The sequence below is a fragment of the Streptomyces sp. WAC00040 genome (assembly GCF_056835925.1).
In genome coordinates this window covers 790,838-806,934 of sequence record NZ_JAKQZE010000002.1, presented here as the reverse complement: position 1 = coordinate 806,934, position 16,097 = coordinate 790,838, and the positions used below count along the sequence as shown (strand labels likewise).

The window sequence follows — 16,097 nt, the reverse complement described above, 5'->3', positions numbered from 1 at the left end:
CACGAGGGCCTGGACCGGTTTCCGCTCCAGCACCGGCGCTCGGAGGACCGTAGGATCTTGGCTGCCGCAACGGCCTCTTCCAACACGTGCGTTCGGGCGGCGACAGGGCCATTCGGGCATGACGGGACGGCACCTGTTCCGAAGGCCTGAGTCCCGTGGATCGCCGCAGTGAGGAGCCGCTTTCCCCCTGGGCGTCCGAGTCCTCCTGCCCCCGCGAGTACCTGCAACGAGCACAGCGACTCCTCTCAAACGGGGGTGTGGCTGAGTGGCTCAGCCTCGGGGCTGAAGGGTGGTTAACCAGCAGTTGAGGCCGAACGCCCGATCCCTTGCAGCGCTCCCGTCCCGATCATGCGGGGAGGGAACGCTCGCCCCCGCCTGCACCACTGCGCGCCGGAGCGCAGCCGAGCCCTGTGCGGGGAGTGGGAGACGAGATTCTCCAACGCGGTGGAAGCCCGCGCCGACGGAACGTCGCACGGTGGTGGAAGTGAGCGGCCGCAGCATGGGTCGTCACGGCCGGGGCGCCACGCCGTCCGGGCGTCGATGAAGTGGATCATTCCACCAACGGGAAGCCCATAAGGGCCGGCATGCAATGCAAGGACGCCCACCGCCGGGTCTGTCCGGCGGTGGGCCACGGGCGAGCGGTCAGGCAGCCGGCCGGGACAGGGCGCCGCCCGCCTCTGCGCGCGCCTTCTCCACCGCTTCCCAGTCCTCGGTGCCGAGGGTGGCGAGCGCGGCCGGGAACACGCCGTCCTGCTCCTTGAGGATGTGCTCGCGCAGCAGGTCGAGGGTGTCGATCAGCCGGTCCGGCCAGCCCGGGTCGGTCAGGAACGGTCCTTCCGCCACGGCCAGAACGGACTCGATGCGGCGGTGCTCGGCCTCCAGCGCGGCGATCTGCTCCGGGAACTCCTCGGCCATCGCGGGGAACAAGCCGTGCTCCTCCACGTGGGTGTGCGGGCCCAGCACGGAGGTGATCTCGCGCGCGAGCTCGGCCATCCGCGTGATCGCGCCGTCTCGCCGGGCGTCACGTACGTGGCTGATGAGGTTCACGACCCTCTCGTGCTCCTGGGTCAGCTCGTCGATGGTCTCCAGTGCCTGGCAACCGCAGTACTCGCACACCGCTGATGCTCCTCACTTCTTCGGTCCCAGTATTTATCAGCCGCGTGTTCTCACGCGGTGGTGTGCGCGGTGCGGTGCGGGCGCCCACGCCCGGTCAGCGGAGCCCGGTCGCCGCCGTGGACTGCGGTGCGGACACCGGTGAGGGTGTAGGCCAGCGCCGCTGCGGCCGCGAGCGCGAGCAGGGCGAGACCGGCCGCGTAGGTTCCGTACTCCCCGTACAGGGAGCCCATCACCAGCGGCGGGAGGAAACCGCCCAGGCCACCCGCGGCGCCGACGACACCGGTGACCGAACCGACCTTGTTCGCCGGAGTCAGCAGGGCCACCAGGGCGAAGGTCGCCCCGCTGCCCGCGCCGAGCGCGGCAGCCATGGCCAGGAAGGCGATCGTGCCCACCGGCGCCAGGGCCGGGGTGAACGACTGCACGACCGCTCCGGCGACGACCACGGCAAGCGAGCCGGCGAGCACCCTCACCGTGCCCAGCCGGTCGGACAGCCAGCCGCCGATCGGACGCATCGCCACCGCGAGCAGGACGAAGCCGGCCATACGGTCGGCAGCATCCGCCTGGGTCAGGCCGTAGCCCGTCTTGAGGTAGGTCGGCAGGTAGACGGAGAAGGCCACGTAGCCACCGAAGGCCACCGCGTACAGCGCGGACGCCTGCCAGGTGATGCCCAGGCGCGCGGTGGCGGCCAGCCGGCGTCCCAGAGGCTCGGTCGGCACGGTGCGTCCGGGCGCGTCGCGCAGCAGCAGCGCGGCGACCACGGCGTACACGGCCAGGACCGCGGCGGTGATCAGGAACGGACTGGCCATGCTGCTCGCGTCGACCAGCTTCACCGTAATCAGGGCACTGATCGCGGTGCCGCCCATGCCGGCACCGAAGACGCCGATGGCAAAGCCGCGCCGCTCGGGCGGGAACCAGGCGTTGACAAGGGGCACGCCGACGGCGAAGGCGGTGCCGCCTACGCCCAGGAAGAACCCGCCGACCAGCAGCGCGGCGAGAGAGGAGTGCCCGGCAAGGCCGAGGTAGAGCACCGGCACGATGGTGACCGCCGACACGATCGGAAACATCACCCGCCCACCGAACCGGTCGGTCAGGGCTCCCACCGGGATCCGGCCCAGGGAGCCGACCACGACCGGCACCGCCACAAGGAGCGACTGCTCGAACGACGACAGCTCCAGGCTGTCCTTGAACCGCGGGCCCAGCGGGCTCAGCAGCGCCCACGCCCAGAAGTTCACGGCGAAACCGATCGTGGCCAGGGCCAGCATCAGCCACGCCTGGCGGGATACCGGAGCACCTGACGGTGAGCTGTCACCCTTCGACTTCAACGGCTGGACCATGTTGTCCGTCCCTTTCGGATGCATGGCGGTAGGGCGCCACGGGGATCGCGTACGCACGGCAGGCCCTTTGCCTGTCCAACGGCGTCCCGTAGCCACTGTCCGCAGCCGGACTCGCCGGCGGCATGGGCCATCAGTCCCGGCAGGGGGCCGGACAGGCCCCGGGTTCGGATCCGACCGTCCCTCCCCCGGCCCCAGGTGCCCGCGGGTCGCCTCATCAGCCGTTTTCCACGGTGGGGTAGGGCCGGTCGGCCCTACCCCGGCCATCGCCGACGGGGGGACGATGGGCTGATGCTCCACACAGACGGCTTTCGCGCACTCGACCGGCTGGAGTGCCTGCGCCTGCTGGCCAAGGTCCCGGTCGGCCGCGTGGTCTACACCCGACAGGCACTGCCCGCGGTCCTCCCCATCAACTTCTCCCTGGACACGGACGCCTCCGTCCTCCTGTGCACCTCGCCGGCCTCGGATCTCGTTCACGCCATCGACGGCGTCGTGGTCGCCTTCGAAGCGGACGAGTTCGAGGCGGCGACCCGGTCCGGCTGGAGCGTGGTCGTCACCGGACGGGCCACCGTGGTGACCGATTCCGCCGAGCACGAGCGCCTGTCGCAGTCCGGCCCGAGCTCCTGGATGCCCTTGCCGGAGTCGGTGTTCGTACGGATCGAGTCGGAGATGGTCACCGGACGCGAACTCAGGGCAACGCCCGGCCCGCAGTGAGGCACAGCGAGTAGACGCAGCGGGCCTTGACACCTCCAGCTTGGGCAGGCGTCCGGCAGGGCGGGCAGCGGTCCGGGCCGGCGGCGGAGGTCACAGTGCCTGGGGCGTTCATCCTGCGCTGCGGCCCAGCTCCCAGTGGCTCGTCGCGGATCGTGGGCCGGGTAATGGATGAGCCTCCGGCGTGGGCCGGGGGTTGGCTTCGGTCTGGACCGGAGACAGGCTTTGCCAAACGGTCGACCACTTGTTTTCCCTGGTCAGGTAGCTTTCAAGGCATCCATTGATCTTTATGTGCGGGCCCGTTCGGCATGACCGACCGGGTTCGTGAGGAGGGGTGTGCCATGAGTGCGGTCAACCTGGCGGAAACGGCGGCCGGTCTGCCGGAGGCATGGAGCTCTCGCAGGCTGGGCATGGTGGGGGCGGCCTGCGTAAAGGTCCTGCGGATGGACGAGCTGCCGGTCGAAGAAGAGAGCCATGGGGCCGCCGAGGCTCTGCTGGTCCTCGACGGTCGGCTGGAGCTGGAGGTGGACGGCACGCCGGTGTCGGTGCGGGCGGGCGAGCTGTTCATGGTGGCAGCGGGAACCGCACACGCGGTCCGCCCCGGAAGCCGGGGCACGTTGGTGATCGTAGAACTGCCGGAGGCGTTGCCGGTGTGCGAAATGAAGACGAAGCCACGGCCCGCGTTGACGTCCAGCGGCGGTCGCCGCACCCGGGAGTCTCCGGCGTCGAGCCCCAACTGAGCGGTGCGCTCGCCCAGTTCCCGGTACAGCGGGCCGAGCCCCAGCGCCGCCACGTGGTCGTCGCCCGCACCGGCGGGCGCCGGCCGCGTGCAACTCTCCGGCATGCAACGCCCGGCGCCCGCCTCCCCGGCCGACCGGGCCCGGCACCGGGACCATTGGTCCCTGTTGCCGCCGGCTTCATGGGGCCGGTAGGCCATCCGCCAGGGACCGCCGGACCCGGGTGTCGGATGCCGTGCCCCGCTTAGCGTCCTGGCCATGGAGAACGATCAGAACGCACGGCAGCGGAAGTCGCGCGCCGATGAGAGCTGGCCGCTGGCGGCCCGCAGGCTGCTCACGCGCAGCGAGGTGTCGGCCGACGGCCGCGCCGTGTTCGGCACGGGCGATCCGCAGTGGGAGGGCTTCTACCGAAACCGGTGGGCCCACGACAAGGTGGTGCGCTCCACGCACGGCGTGAACTGCACGGGTTCGTGTTCCTGGATGGTGTACGTCAAGGACGGCATCATCACCTGGGAGCACCAGGCCACCGACTACCCCTCGATCGGCGCCGACTGCCCCGAGTACGAGCCGCGCGGCTGCCCCCGTGGAGCCTCGTTCTCCTGGTACACCTACTCCCCCGGCCGGGTCCGCTACCCGTACGTGCGGGGCGCGCTGCTGAAGCTGTGGCGAGAGGCCCGCAAGCGCCTCGACGATCCCGTAGCGGCCTGGGCCGAGATCACCTCCGACCCTGCGAAGGCCCGCGCCTACAAACGGGCGCGCGGCAAGGGCGGCCTGGTGCGCGCCGACTGGGACGAGGTCAGCGAGCTGATCGCCGCAGCCCAGGTGCACACAGTCAAGGCGTACGGCCCCGACCGCGTCGCGGGCTTCTCACCCATCCCGGCGATGTCGATGGCGTCCTTCGCGGCCGGTGCCCGGTTCCACTCGTTGATCGGCGGCACCCTGCTGTCGTTCTACGACTGGTACGCGGACCTGCCGATCGCCTCCCCGCAGGTCTTCGGTGACCAGACGGACGTGCCGGAGGCCGCCGACTGGTGGAACGCCGGCTACCTGATCATGTGGGGCTCCAACATTCCCGTTACCCGCACCCCGGACGCGCACTTCCTCACCGAGACCCGTTACAACGGCACCAAGGTCGTCGCGGTCAGCCCCGACTACGCCGACAACGTGAAGCACGCCGACGAGTGGCTCGCCCCGCACCCCGGCACGGACGGCGCACTGGCGATGGCCATGGGCCACGTGATCCTGCGCGAGTTCCTCATCGACCGCGAGGTTCCGTACTTCCAGGACTACATGCGCAAGTTCACCGACGCGCCGTTCCTGGTCACCCTGCGCGAACACGACCACGGACTCGTCCCCGACGGGTTCCTGACCGCCGCCGACCTCGGCCACGACGAAGAGCACGCCGACTTCAAGACCGTCCTCGTGGACCGGGTCACGGGCGAGCCGGTGGTTCCCGGCGGCTCGCTCGGCTTCCGCTGGGGGGAGACCGGGCGAGGCAGCTGGAACCTCGATCTGGACGGCGTCGTACCCGAGTTGAGCCTCATCGAACACGCCGAGGACACCCTCGAGATCGCCCTGCCCCGCTTCGACGAGGGCGCCACGGAAGGCGGCTCGGTCATGGTGCGCGGAGTGCCGGTGCGCCGGATCGGCGGCCGCCTCGTCACCACCGTCTTCGACCTCATGCTGGCGCAGTACGGGGTGCAGCGCCCCGGTCTTCCGGGCAGCTGGCCGTCGTCCTACGACGACGCCTCCGAGCCCTACACCCCGGCCTGGCAGGAGACGATCACTTCGGTGCCCGCCGAGCAGGCGGCCCGGATCGCCCGGGAGTTCGCCCGCAACGCGGAGCGCACGAACGGCCGCTCCATGATCGCCCTCGGCGCGGGCACCAACCACTGGTTCCACTCCGACACCATCTACCGCGCCTTCCTGGCGCTGACCACCATGACCGGCTGCCAGGGCGTCAACGGGGGCGGCTGGGCGCACTACGTCGGCCAGGAGAAGGTCCGCCCGGTCACCGGGCAGCAGCACCTGTCGTTCGCCTTCGACTGGCAGCGGCCCACGCGGCACATGGCTGGCACTTCCTACTGGTACGTGAACTCCGACCAGTGGCGCTATGAGGCGTTCGGGCCCGACGAGCTGGCCTCCCCGCTCGGGGAGGGGCGCTTCGCGGGGAAGGGGTTCGCCGACTGCCTGGCGCAGGCCGTGCGACTGGGCTGGACGCCCGGCCACCCTGGCTTCAACCGCAACCCCCTCGACCTGACGGACGAGGCGGCCGCCGCGGGCCGTCCGGTCGCCGAGCATATCGTCGACGAGCTGAAGTCCGGACGGCTGCGGTTCGCCGTCGAGGACCCGGACGACCCGGCCAACTTCCCGCGCGTGCTGACCGTGTGGCGGGCCAACCTGCTCGGTTCCTCCGGGAAGGGCAACGAGTACTTCCTGCGGCACCTGCTGGGCACGGACGCGGCGGTCCGCTCCGAGGAGACTGGGCCGGAGCACCGGCCGAAGGACGTGGTGTGGCGGGAGGAGGCGCCGGAGGGCAAGCTCGACCTGCTGGTGTGCATGGACTTCCGGATGACCTCCACCGGCCTGCTCGCCGACGTGGTCCTGCCGGCGGCGACCTGGTACGAGAAGGACGACCTGTCCAGTACGGACATGCACCCGTTCGTGCACGCCTTCACCCCGGCCATCGCCCCGCCCTGGCAGGCCCGCACCGACTACGACACCTTCCTGACCATCGCCGACCGGTTCAGCGAGCTGGCCGCCGACCACCTCGGCACCCGTACCGACGTCCTGGCCGTGCCGCTGCTGCACGACACACCGGACGAACTCGCCCAGCCCGGCGGGACGGTACGGGACTGGAAGGCCGGCGAGTGCGAGCCGGTCCCCGGGAAGACCATGCCGAAGCTGGTCGTCATCGAGCGGGACTACTCCGCGATCGCGCAGAAGATGCGCGCCGTCGGTCCGCTGCTGGACACCCTGGGCACCACCACAAAGGGCGTCACCGTTCACCCGAACCAGGAGATCGATGACCTCCGGCGCCGCAACGGCACCGTCAGGGAAGGAGTCGCCGCCGGACGGCCTTCGCTCGCCACCGCGTCCCACATGTGCGAGGCCATCCTCGCCCTGTCCGGCACCACCAACGGCCGCCTGGCCACCGAGGGCTTCCGCGAGCTGGAGCGGCAGACCGGCAGCGAGGGCCTGGTGGAACTGGCCTCCGAGCGTGAGTCGGAGCGGATCACCTTCGCCGACACCCGCACCCAGCCCCGCTCGGTGATCACTTCGTACGAGTGGTCGGGCTCCGAGACGGGCGGGCGCCGCTACTCGCCGTTCGTCATCAACACCGAGCACAAGAAGCCCTGGCACACCCTCACCGGACGCCAGCACTTCTTCGTCCAGCACGACTGGATCGCCGAACTCGGCGAGCAGCTCCCCGTTTACCGGCCGCCGTTGAATTCGCCCCGGCACTACGGCGACGAGCACCTGAACGAGAACGGCCGCGCCGAGGTCACGGTCCGGTATCTGACCCCGCACTCCAAGTGGTCCATCCACTCGAACTACCAGGACAACAAGTACATGCTCGACCTGTCCCGCGGCGGACCCACGATCTGGATGTCCACCACCGACGCCGACAAGATCGGCGTCAGGGACAACGAGTGGATCGAGGCGTACAACCGCAACGGCGTCGTCGCCGCCCGGGCCGTGGTCACCCACCGCATGCCCCAGGGAACCGTGTACATGTACCACGCCCAGGACCGCAACGTGAACGTGCCCAAGACCGAGGTCAGCGGCAAGCGCGGCGGCATCCACAACTCGCTCACGCGGCTGCTGCTCAAACCCACCCACCTCGCGGGCGGCTACGCACAGTTCACCTACGCCTTCAACTACTACGGACCGACCGGCAACCAGCGCGACGAGGTCACCGTCATCCGCCGTCGCTCGCAGGATGTGGAGTACTGACATGCGTGTGATGGCCCAAGTGGCAATGGTGATGAACCTCGACAAGTGCATCGGCTGCCACACCTGCTCGGTCACCTGCAAGCAGACGTGGACCAACCGCACCGGCGTCGAGTACGCCTGGTTCAACAACGTCGAGACCAAACCCGGCGTCGGCTACCCCCGCCGCTACGAGGACCAGGAGCGGTGGAAGGGCGGCTGGATGCTCGACAAGCGCGGACGGCTCGTCCTGCGCTCCGGCGGCCGGATCAAGCGACTGCTGTCGCTGTTCTCCAACCCTGACCTGCCGTCCATCGACGACTACTACGAGCCGGTCACCTACGACTACGACAACCTGGTCAGCGCCCCCGCCCAGAAGGACATCCCTGTCGCGCGCCCCCGCTCGGTCCTCACCGGCAAGCCCACCGCCATCACCTGGGGCGCCAACTGGGAGGACGGGCTGGGCGGCGCACCCGAGCACGCCGGCGGCGACCCGAACCTCGGCGGTGAGTGGGCTCAGAAGGTCAAGTTCGAGTTCGAGCAGACCTTCCTCTTCCACCTGCCCCGGCTGTGCGAGCACTGCCTCAACCCGGCCTGCGTCTCCGCCTGTCCCTCGGGCGCGCTCTACAAGCGCGTGGAGGACGGCATCGTGCTGGTCGACCAGGACCGCTGCCGCGGCTGGCGGATGTGCGTCACGGCATGCCCGTACAAGAAGGTGTACGTCAACCACGCCACCGGCAAAGCCGAGAAGTGCACCTTCTGCTTCCCGCGCATCGAGGCCGGCCAGCCCACCGTCTGCTCCGAGACCTGCGTCGGACGCCTGCGCTACCTCGGCCTGCTCCTCTACGACGCCGACCGCGTCGGCGAGGCCGCCGCCACCCCCGACGAGAGGGACCTTCTCGACGCCCAGCGCGAGGTGTTCCTCGACCCGCACGACCCAAAGGTGCGCGCGGCAGCCCGCGAGTCGGGTATCGCGGAGGACTGGCTGGAGGCCGCCCGCCGCTCCCCGGTGTACGACCTGGTCATGCGGTACAAGGTGGCGCTGCCGCTGCACCCGGAGTACCGGACGATGCCGATGGTCTGGTACGTGCCTCCGCTCTCCCCCGTCCTGGACGCCGTCGACGCGGCGGGCGGCAACCAGGACGACCCGGACCACGTCTTCGCCGCCGTCACCCGCCTGCGCATCCCGCTGGAGTACCTGGCGGAGCTGTTCACCGCCAAGGACACCGACGTGGTCGCCGGGGTGTTGATGAAGCTCACCGCGCTGCGCTCGTACATGCGCGAGCGCACCCTCGGTGAGGAAGGCGACGAGGCCGCGCTCGAGGCCGTCGGCCTGACCACACGGGAGGCGGAGGACCTGCACCGGCTGCTCGCCGTCGCGAAGTACGCCGACCGGTATGTCGTCCCGGCCGCGCACAAGGAGGACGCCGCCGCGCTGACTGCGATGGAGAACCGCTGCCCCGTCGAGTCCTCCGGCGATGCGCGGCCCGCAGAAGGCCGCCGCGTGATGCTCGGCATCCCCACCCTGCGTCGCCGTACGACCGAGACCCCCGCCGGAGGACGGCCATGAGCCCGCTGCCCTCCCCCCGTGCTGAACGCCTGGGGGGACGCCCGTCGATTCCCGCCCTCGTCCGCACCCGCGTCCGCGCGGCCGTACGCCGCCCGGCCCGGCTCACTCCGGAGGAGACGGCCGGCCGTGCCCTGATACTGCGGCTCGTGTCGCTGCTCCTGCAGTACCCCGACTCCGAACTGAACGAGGCGCGCGGGGAGTTGGCAAACGCAGTGGAGGCTCTTCCGGCCACGCCTGCGGCGGAACACCTGTCCCGGTTCAGCGACTGGTTCGCCGCAGAAGGTCCAGAGGAGCTGGAGCGCCACTACGTCGAAATGTTCGACCTGCGCCGCAAGAGCAGCCTCTACCTCACCTACTACCTGCACGGCGACACACGCCGACGCGGCATGGCCCTGCTCACCCTGAACCAGCGGTACAAGGCCGCGGGCTGGGACACCGACGGGGGAGAACTGCCCGACCACCTGCCGGTCGTGCTCGAGTTCGCCGCCCTTGTGGGCCCAGGTGGTGGCGAGGCACCGCTGCGCCAGCACCGGCGGGGACTGGAGCTGATCCACCGCGCCCTGACCGACGCCGAATCCCCCTACCGGCACGTCCTGGCCGCGCTGCTCACCCTGCTGCCGCCACCCACCGAGGCGGACCGCGCGGCGGTGGCCCGGCTCGTCGCCGAGGGACCGCCCGACGAGGAGGTCGGCCTCGACCCCTACGGAACTTACGGCGACGGCGAGTTCGCGCCTCCGGGCACCTTCCTGCCGCCCGTGCCCGCCCCACCGACCTGTGTGCCACCCGCTCCGACCGACCGCACGAGAGGCCCCCGATGAACGCCGTCCCCACCCCTCCGGCCGCCGCCTCCACGAGCGGCGCCGACCTCCTGTTGTGGGTCGGCGTTCCCTACATCTGTCTCGCCGTGTTCGTGGTCGGGCACGTCTGGCGCTACCGGCAGGACCAGTTCGGCTGGACGTCCCGCACCAGCCAGCTCCTCGAACACCGGTGGCTGCGCTGGGGCAGCCCGCTGTTCCACCTGGGCGCCTTCATGGTGATCGCCGGACACGTGGTGGGCCTCGCCGTCCCCGACTCATGGACCGAGGCCATCGGCATCACCGAGCACGCTTACCACACCACGGCCGTGTGGGCAGGCTCCGTGGCGGGCGTCGCCATGGTCGCCGGACTCGGCATGCTGTGTGCCCGCCGGTTGCTGACACGATCGATCCGGCTGGGCACCGACCGCAGCGACAAACTGCTCTTCCCGCTACTGTCCGCCACCGTCCTGCTCGGTATCACCGCCACCGCCGCCCACAACGTGTTCGGTGCCGGATACGACTACCGCTCGACCGTCTCCGTGTGGTTCCGCGGCCTGTTCGTCCTCCAGCCGCAGCCCGAGGCCATCGCCGGGGCACCCCTGCTGTTCCAGCTGCACGCAGTCACCGCCTTCCTGCTCTTCGCCGCCTGGCCGTTCACCCGGCTGGTGCATGTGTGGAGCGCGCCGATCGGATATCTGGCCCGCCCGTACCTGGTCTACCGGCGCCGCTCCGCCACGGCCGCGGCCCCGACGGCCGCGGGCCGGACCCGGTCGAGTTCCGGCTCCCGGCGAGCCGCATGAGCCACGAACCCGTGCCGCCGCACGGGTGATCGTGCAGTCGCTCCACGAACTCAACAAGCTCTGCCCCTATTGCGCCGTCGTCCGGGTCGTCACCATCGCCCTGTTCTGGTACGTCACGGCACGGCGACGCCCAAGGCGACCACGGCGGCGAAGGCACCCAGTCCGAGCAGCATGTTGACTGGTGATGGTCCTCACCGGCACCGTCGGCTGGCCGGCCTCCTTCCAGCTCACCGTGGACGACTGGCGGCTCCTGCGCGATCCCGCCTATCAGCCGCCGTGCAATATCAGCCCCGTTGTGAGTTGCGGCAGCGTCATGTCGAGCCCGCAGGGCGACCTGAGCCAGTGAACGAAAGCCACCGCCGTCAGCACTCCGGCGTCCAGCACCAGCCACAGCCGGCGATGCAGGCGCGCACCCGAGAGTGTGCTGCCTGGAACAGGGGATCATGCCGGTGCCCCGGGGTGTGCTGGAGGTCGTCCGAGACACGCACCGGATGCTTCTCGGCGCCTGGTACGGGGTGATCACCCTGCTCGTCCTCAACCGCTTCTGGCTTTGTTGGAGCAGCCTGCTGTAAGGCCGGCAACGGCCCCGGAGCCGCACAGCCCCCGGTATCGCCCCCGTTTCCTGTGCCCCTGACCTTGCACACGATTCGCGAGGTCAGGGGCACAGGAGCATGCGGCGACGCCGACGCGGTCACGCGGACGTCCCAACGGGAGTCGTGCGGCCGACCGAACAGGCCCACCGGTGAGGCGGTGCTGCGGACTTCCCGCAGCCCGGGACGGCGCAGCCGCAGCTGACGCTCCAGGCGCTGGTGCAGCGTGAACCAGGAGGCGGGGCAGCCGTGGCACTGCCGAGACGGGCCGGAACCGAGACGGGTGACGACGGCTTCGCCTTCCAGGGTGATCTGCGCGAAGGTGCCGTCGGTCAGCAGGGCGGGGAGCGGTGCGGTGCCTCGGCGAGCGGGCCGGAGCCGGTGAGGACTTGGTAGGCCGCACCCCCATGGTGGCGCTGCGCGACCACGGCGCCGGTGAGCCGTCCGGTTCCGGGGCGCCTTCCGCAGCGTGACAGACTCCCGGTCACGTTTCCTGCCCTGATCATCGCGCCAGCGCCGCGACCACCATGGGCGGCAGCACGTCGCACAAGTCGGTGACCTGGACATGGCCGGCGTGGCGCTCGGTGAACTGCCCGACGGAGACGTCGAGGGAGCCGAAGGACTCCTCGAACACGCGGCGCGCGTGCGGGGTGCGGTCCAGCGCCCAGGCCGCCGTCGCCCTTGAGGTGCGCAGGAAACGGCCGGGCTCGGGCCCGACGACGAACAGCTCGGCGCGACGGCCCGTACGGTCGGCGGCAAGCATGACCAGGTCCTTGAACGTCTGCCGTTTGCGCGTGGCGTCCGCGCCGCGCCACCGCGCGAGTTTGAACTCCGCCACGCGCCGGTCCGTCTCCAGGTCGAACGGCCGCTGCGGGTCATTGCCGGCGGCCAGCGACGGACGTACGGCGATCTCCTCTCCGTCCTCCAGGAGATGGGGCAGCGCCAGCACGATCCCGGCTGCGTGGATGAGGTCGTTCAGCCGGCCGAGGCTCTCACGAACGGTCAGGGCGGCCACCATCAGTTCGGGACTGATGCCCTGGGCGGCGGCCAAGTCACCGACCTGACTCGCGCGCCTGCCCGCCAGGTCCCGCTCCAGTGAGGCGATGGCCGCGGTCAACGGCTCGACGGCCAGGAATCCCGCCAACAGCGCGACGGCTGAGCCCAGTTGAGGAGCATCCTTGCCATCAGCCGCTTCGTCTGTCATGAACGGCATTGTGCCCGACGGCACAACCCGTCGGTCCCGGATCGAACAGGGGTCGAGATCGCGGGCCGGCGGGCTGGCGGGGCCCGTCGTCCGGTCCGGATCCTATGCGTTCCGGCCGGGGCGCGTCGGGGACGTGTATCTCGCTCATGATGTGCCACCGGTTCACAGCGCCCGCAGGCCGTGCTCCCGGAACTGCTCGCGGACCCGCTCGGTCAGCTCCGGATCCGGCGCGGGTGTCTCGCGTAGAGGGAAGGGGAGGCCCAGCGCGTCGTACTTGTGAGCGCCGAGCTTGTGGAACGGCAGGACGTCCACCCGGTCGACGTTGCCGAGTTCGGCGAGGAACGCGCCGAGCCCGTCGAGGGCCTCCCGGTCGTCGGTCCATCCGGGCACGAGGACGTAGCGGACCCACACCGGGACGCCGAGACGGTCCAGGCGGGTGGCGAAGTCGAGGGTCGGGGCGAGGTCTCTGCCGGTCAGCTTCCGGTAGGTCCGGGCGTCGAATGACTTGATGTCCAGCAGGACCAGGTCGGTGTCGGCGAGGAGTTCGTCGGTGGTTCGGGCGCCGAGGAAGCCGGAGGTGTCCAGAGCGGTGTGCAGACCGAGTTCCTTGCAGCGTCGGAAGATCGCGGCCGTGAACGCGGGCTGGAGCAGTGCCTCCCCGCCGGTGAGGGTTACTCCCCCGCCGGCGATGGTGATGAAAGTCCGGTACTTGGCGATCTCGGCCATCACCTCGTCGACGGTGGTCGGCTTCCCGTCGCGCATGTGCCACGTGTCCGGGTTGGCGCAGTACAGGCAGCGCAGCGGGCAGCCGCTGAGGAACAGCACGAACCGGGTCCCGGGACCGTCCACCCCTGTGGACAGGTCCCAGGAGTGGATTCGGCCCGTCACCGGCTCACCGGTGGTGTTCACAGTGCTCCGTGGAAGGTGCGGCTGATCACGTCGAGCTGCTGCTCGCGGGTCAGGCGGACGAAGTTGACGGCGTAGCCGGAGACACGGACCGTCAGTTCCGGGTAGTGCTCCGGGTGTTCCATGGCGTCCTCGAGCGTGGCCCGGTCCAGGACGTTGACGTTCATGTGGAATCCGCCGGAGGCCGTGTAGGCGTCGAGGATGCCGACCAGATGACCGGCGCGCTCGGCCGGGTCGTGCCCCAGTCCTTCGGGCGTGATGGTCGTGGTCAGTGAGATGCCGTCCCGGGCGTGCTCGTACGGGAGCTTGGCCACCGAGAGGGCCGAGGCAGCCACACCGTGCCGGTCACGGCCGTTCATGGGGTTGGCTCCGGGTGCGAAGGGCGCCCCGGCCCGTCGGCCGTCGGGAGTGTTGCCGGTGTGCTTGCCGTAGACGACGTTGGAAGTGATGGTCAGCACGGACTGGGTGTGCTCGGCGTCCCGGTAAGTGGGGTGCTTGCGCACCTTCGCCATGAACGACTCCACCAGGTCGGCCGCGATGGCATCGGCCCGGTCGTCGTTGTTGCCGTAGGCCGGGTAGTCGCCTTCGGTCTCGTAGTCGACGGCCAGCCCGGTCGCGTCCCTGATGACCCTCACACGGCCGTACTTGACCGCGGACAGGCTGTCGGCGGCGACCGAGAGGCCGGCGATGCCGCAGGCCATGAAGCGGTGCACGGGGTGGTCGTGCAGTGCCATCTCGATGCGCTCGTAGGCGTACTTGTCGTGCATGTAGTGGATGACGTTGAGGGTGTTGACGTAGGTCGCCGCCAGCCAGTCGAGCATGTGGTCGTACGCCGCCCACAGCTGCTCGTGATCCAGGTACTCGCGGGTGAGCGCGGGCGCCTCGGGCGCGATCTGCTCACCGGTCATCTCGTCCCGGCCGCCGTTGATCGCGTACAGCAGCGCCTTGGCGAGGTTGACGCGGGCGCCGAAGAACTGCATCTGCTTACCGACTGCCATTGCCGAGACGCAGCAGGCGATCGCGGTGTCATCGCCGGTGCGCGGACGCATCAGCTCGTCGGACTCGTACTGGATCGCGCTGGTGTCGATGGACACCTGGGCGCAGAACTCCTTGAAGCCCGCGGGCAGTCGGGGCGACCACAGCACGGTGAGGTTGGGTTCGGGGGCGGGGCCGAGGTTGTAGAGAGTCTGCAGGAAGCGGAAGGACGTGCGGGTGACGAGGGGGCGGCCGTCGGTGCCGATGCCGCCGATGGACTCCGTCACCCAGGTGGGGTCGCCGGAGAACAGGGCGTCGTACTCGGGGGTGCGCAGGAACCTTACGATCCGCAGCTTGATCACGAAGTCGTCCGTCAGCTCCTGGGCGCGGGTCTCGTCGATGGTGCCCTCGTCCAGGTCGCGCTGGAGGTAGACGTCGAGGAAGGTGGAGGTGCGGCCCAGCGACATCGCGGCGCCGTTCTGCTCCTTCACCGCGGCCAGGAAGCCGAGGTAGAGCCACTGCACGGCCTCGTGCGCGGTCGTGGCCGGCTGCGTGACGTCGCAGCCGTACGTGGCCGCCATCCGCGCCAGCTCGCCCAGTGCCCTGATCTGCTCGGCCAGTTCCTCGCGGTCGCGGATGACGTCGGGGCTCGACGGCTGTGCGTCCAGCCGGGCCCGCTCGGCGCGCTTGGCGGTGATGAGCCGGTCGGTGCCGTAAAGGGGGACGCGACGGTAGTCGCCGATGATCCGGCCGCGGCCGTAGGCGTCCGGCAGGCCGGTGATGATCCCGGCCTTGCGGGCGGCGCGCGTCTCGGGGGTGTAGGCGTCGAAGACGCCGTCGTTGTGGGTCTTGCGGTAGCTGCCGAAGACCTTGGTCACGAAGGGGTCGGGCTCGTAGCCGTATGCCTTCAGGCCGTTCTCCACCATCCGCAGACCGCCGTTCGGCATGATCGCGCGCTTGAGCGGGGCGTCGGTCTGCAGGCCGACGATCAGCTCGCGGTCCGGATCGATGTAGCCGGGGGCGTGCGAGGTGATCGTCGACGGGGTGGCGGCGTCCACGTCGAGGATTCCGCGCCGTCGCTCCTCGGGGAACAGGGCGCGGACCTTGCCCCAGACCGTACGGGTGCGCTCGGTCGGCCCGGTCAGGAAGGCGGCGTCGCCTTCGTACGGCGTGTAGTTGGCCTGGATGAAGTCGCGCACGTCGACCTGGTCCCGCCAGTGCGTACCAGCGAAGCCTCGCCATGCCTCGTTTGTCGCCCGGGGTCCAGCTGTCACCGTTACCGTCATCGCCGGTCTCTCCCTCGTTGTGCCCGTGAATGTCTGCCCTGTCGATGCTCGCCGTCCGCGACGCCTGCTCGGAGGGGCCTGTCGGCGTACCCGGGGCGCGCCATCAGTCCCTCGCACGTCGGGCCGTTGGGCCCGGTCAGG

General features: G+C 70.2%; 12 protein-coding genes and 1 pseudogene. 8 read left to right on the top strand and 5 right to left on the bottom strand.

The window, feature by feature from the left end; translation table 11 throughout:
- Window positions 1-642: 642 nt before the first annotated feature.
- Both MDN94_RS23050 and MDN94_RS23045 read right to left on the bottom strand, forming a co-directional pair.
- Window positions 643-1,116, bottom strand: a complete 474-nt coding sequence (locus MDN94_RS23050) for a hemerythrin domain-containing protein (protein ID WP_482727769.1) — start codon at window positions 1,114-1,116, stop codon at window positions 643-645.
- A 50-nt stretch (window positions 1,117-1,166) separates the two neighbouring features.
- Window positions 1,167-2,378, bottom strand: a complete 1,212-nt coding sequence (locus MDN94_RS23045) for an MFS transporter (protein WP_482728216.1) — start codon at window positions 2,376-2,378, stop codon at window positions 1,167-1,169.
- Between the two features lie 360 nt (window positions 2,379-2,738).
- On the opposite strand from MDN94_RS23045, the gene MDN94_RS23040 reads away from it, so the two are divergent.
- The 8 genes and pseudogenes from MDN94_RS23040 to MDN94_RS23005 all read left to right on the top strand — a co-directional run bounded on the left by MDN94_RS23040 (window position 2,739) and on the right by MDN94_RS23005 (window position 11,567).
- Entirely contained in the window at window positions 2,739-3,161 is a 423-nt protein-coding gene (locus MDN94_RS23040; RefSeq protein ID WP_482727768.1) for a pyridoxamine 5'-phosphate oxidase family protein, read from the top strand.
- Between the two features lie 338 nt (window positions 3,162-3,499).
- A pseudogene (locus tag MDN94_RS23035) lies at window positions 3,500-3,790 on the top strand (cupin domain-containing protein); the annotation flags it as partial.
- 363 nt (window positions 3,791-4,153) lie between these two features.
- Window positions 4,154-7,852, top strand: coding sequence for a nitrate reductase subunit alpha (locus tag MDN94_RS23030; protein WP_482727767.1), 3,699 nt, complete (start codon window positions 4,154-4,156; stop codon window positions 7,850-7,852).
- Between the two features lies 1 nt (window position 7,853).
- A complete protein-coding gene (narH, locus tag MDN94_RS23025) occupies window positions 7,854-9,398 on the top strand; it encodes a nitrate reductase subunit beta (RefSeq protein WP_482727766.1) in 1,545 nt (514 codons plus the stop codon).
- On the top strand, window positions 9,395-10,216 hold the full coding sequence (gene narJ / locus MDN94_RS23020; protein ID WP_482727765.1) for a nitrate reductase molybdenum cofactor assembly chaperone: 822 nt from the start codon (window positions 9,395-9,397) through the stop codon (window positions 10,214-10,216). Before narH ends, narJ begins: the two co-directional genes overlap by 4 nt.
- The gene (gene narI, locus MDN94_RS23015; RefSeq protein WP_482727764.1) at window positions 10,213-10,995 is read left to right on the top strand and encodes a respiratory nitrate reductase subunit gamma; all 783 of its coding nucleotides are present in this window, start codon (window positions 10,213-10,215) and stop codon (window positions 10,993-10,995) included. Before narJ ends, narI begins: the two co-directional genes overlap by 4 nt.
- Window positions 10,996-11,179: 184 nt before the next feature.
- Entirely contained in the window at window positions 11,180-11,341 is a 162-nt protein-coding gene (locus MDN94_RS23010) for a vitamin K epoxide reductase family protein (protein ID WP_482728215.1), read from the top strand.
- A gap of 97 nt (window positions 11,342-11,438) precedes the next feature.
- Window positions 11,439-11,567: a hypothetical protein gene (locus MDN94_RS23005; protein WP_482727763.1), complete on the top strand. Its 129-nt coding sequence runs from the start codon at window positions 11,439-11,441 to the stop codon at window positions 11,565-11,567.
- Window positions 11,568-12,087: 520 nt separating this feature from the next.
- Here MDN94_RS23005 and MDN94_RS23000 read toward each other — a convergent pair.
- From MDN94_RS23000 to pflB, 3 genes are all read right to left on the bottom strand, one after another.
- On the bottom strand, window positions 12,088-12,789 hold the full coding sequence (locus MDN94_RS23000; protein WP_482727762.1) for a PE-PGRS family protein: 702 nt from the start codon (window positions 12,787-12,789) through the stop codon (window positions 12,088-12,090).
- Between the two features lie 162 nt (window positions 12,790-12,951).
- Window positions 12,952-13,698, bottom strand: coding sequence for a pyruvate formate-lyase-activating protein (gene pflA, locus MDN94_RS22995; protein WP_482727761.1), 747 nt, complete (start codon window positions 13,696-13,698; stop codon window positions 12,952-12,954).
- Window positions 13,695-15,956 carry a formate C-acetyltransferase gene (pflB, locus tag MDN94_RS22990; RefSeq protein ID WP_482727760.1) on the bottom strand — a complete coding sequence of 754 codons (2,262 nt, stop codon included), beginning with the start codon at window positions 15,954-15,956 and terminating at the stop codon, window positions 13,695-13,697. Before pflB ends, pflA begins: the two co-directional genes overlap by 4 nt.
- Window positions 15,957-16,097 lie beyond the last annotated feature (141 nt).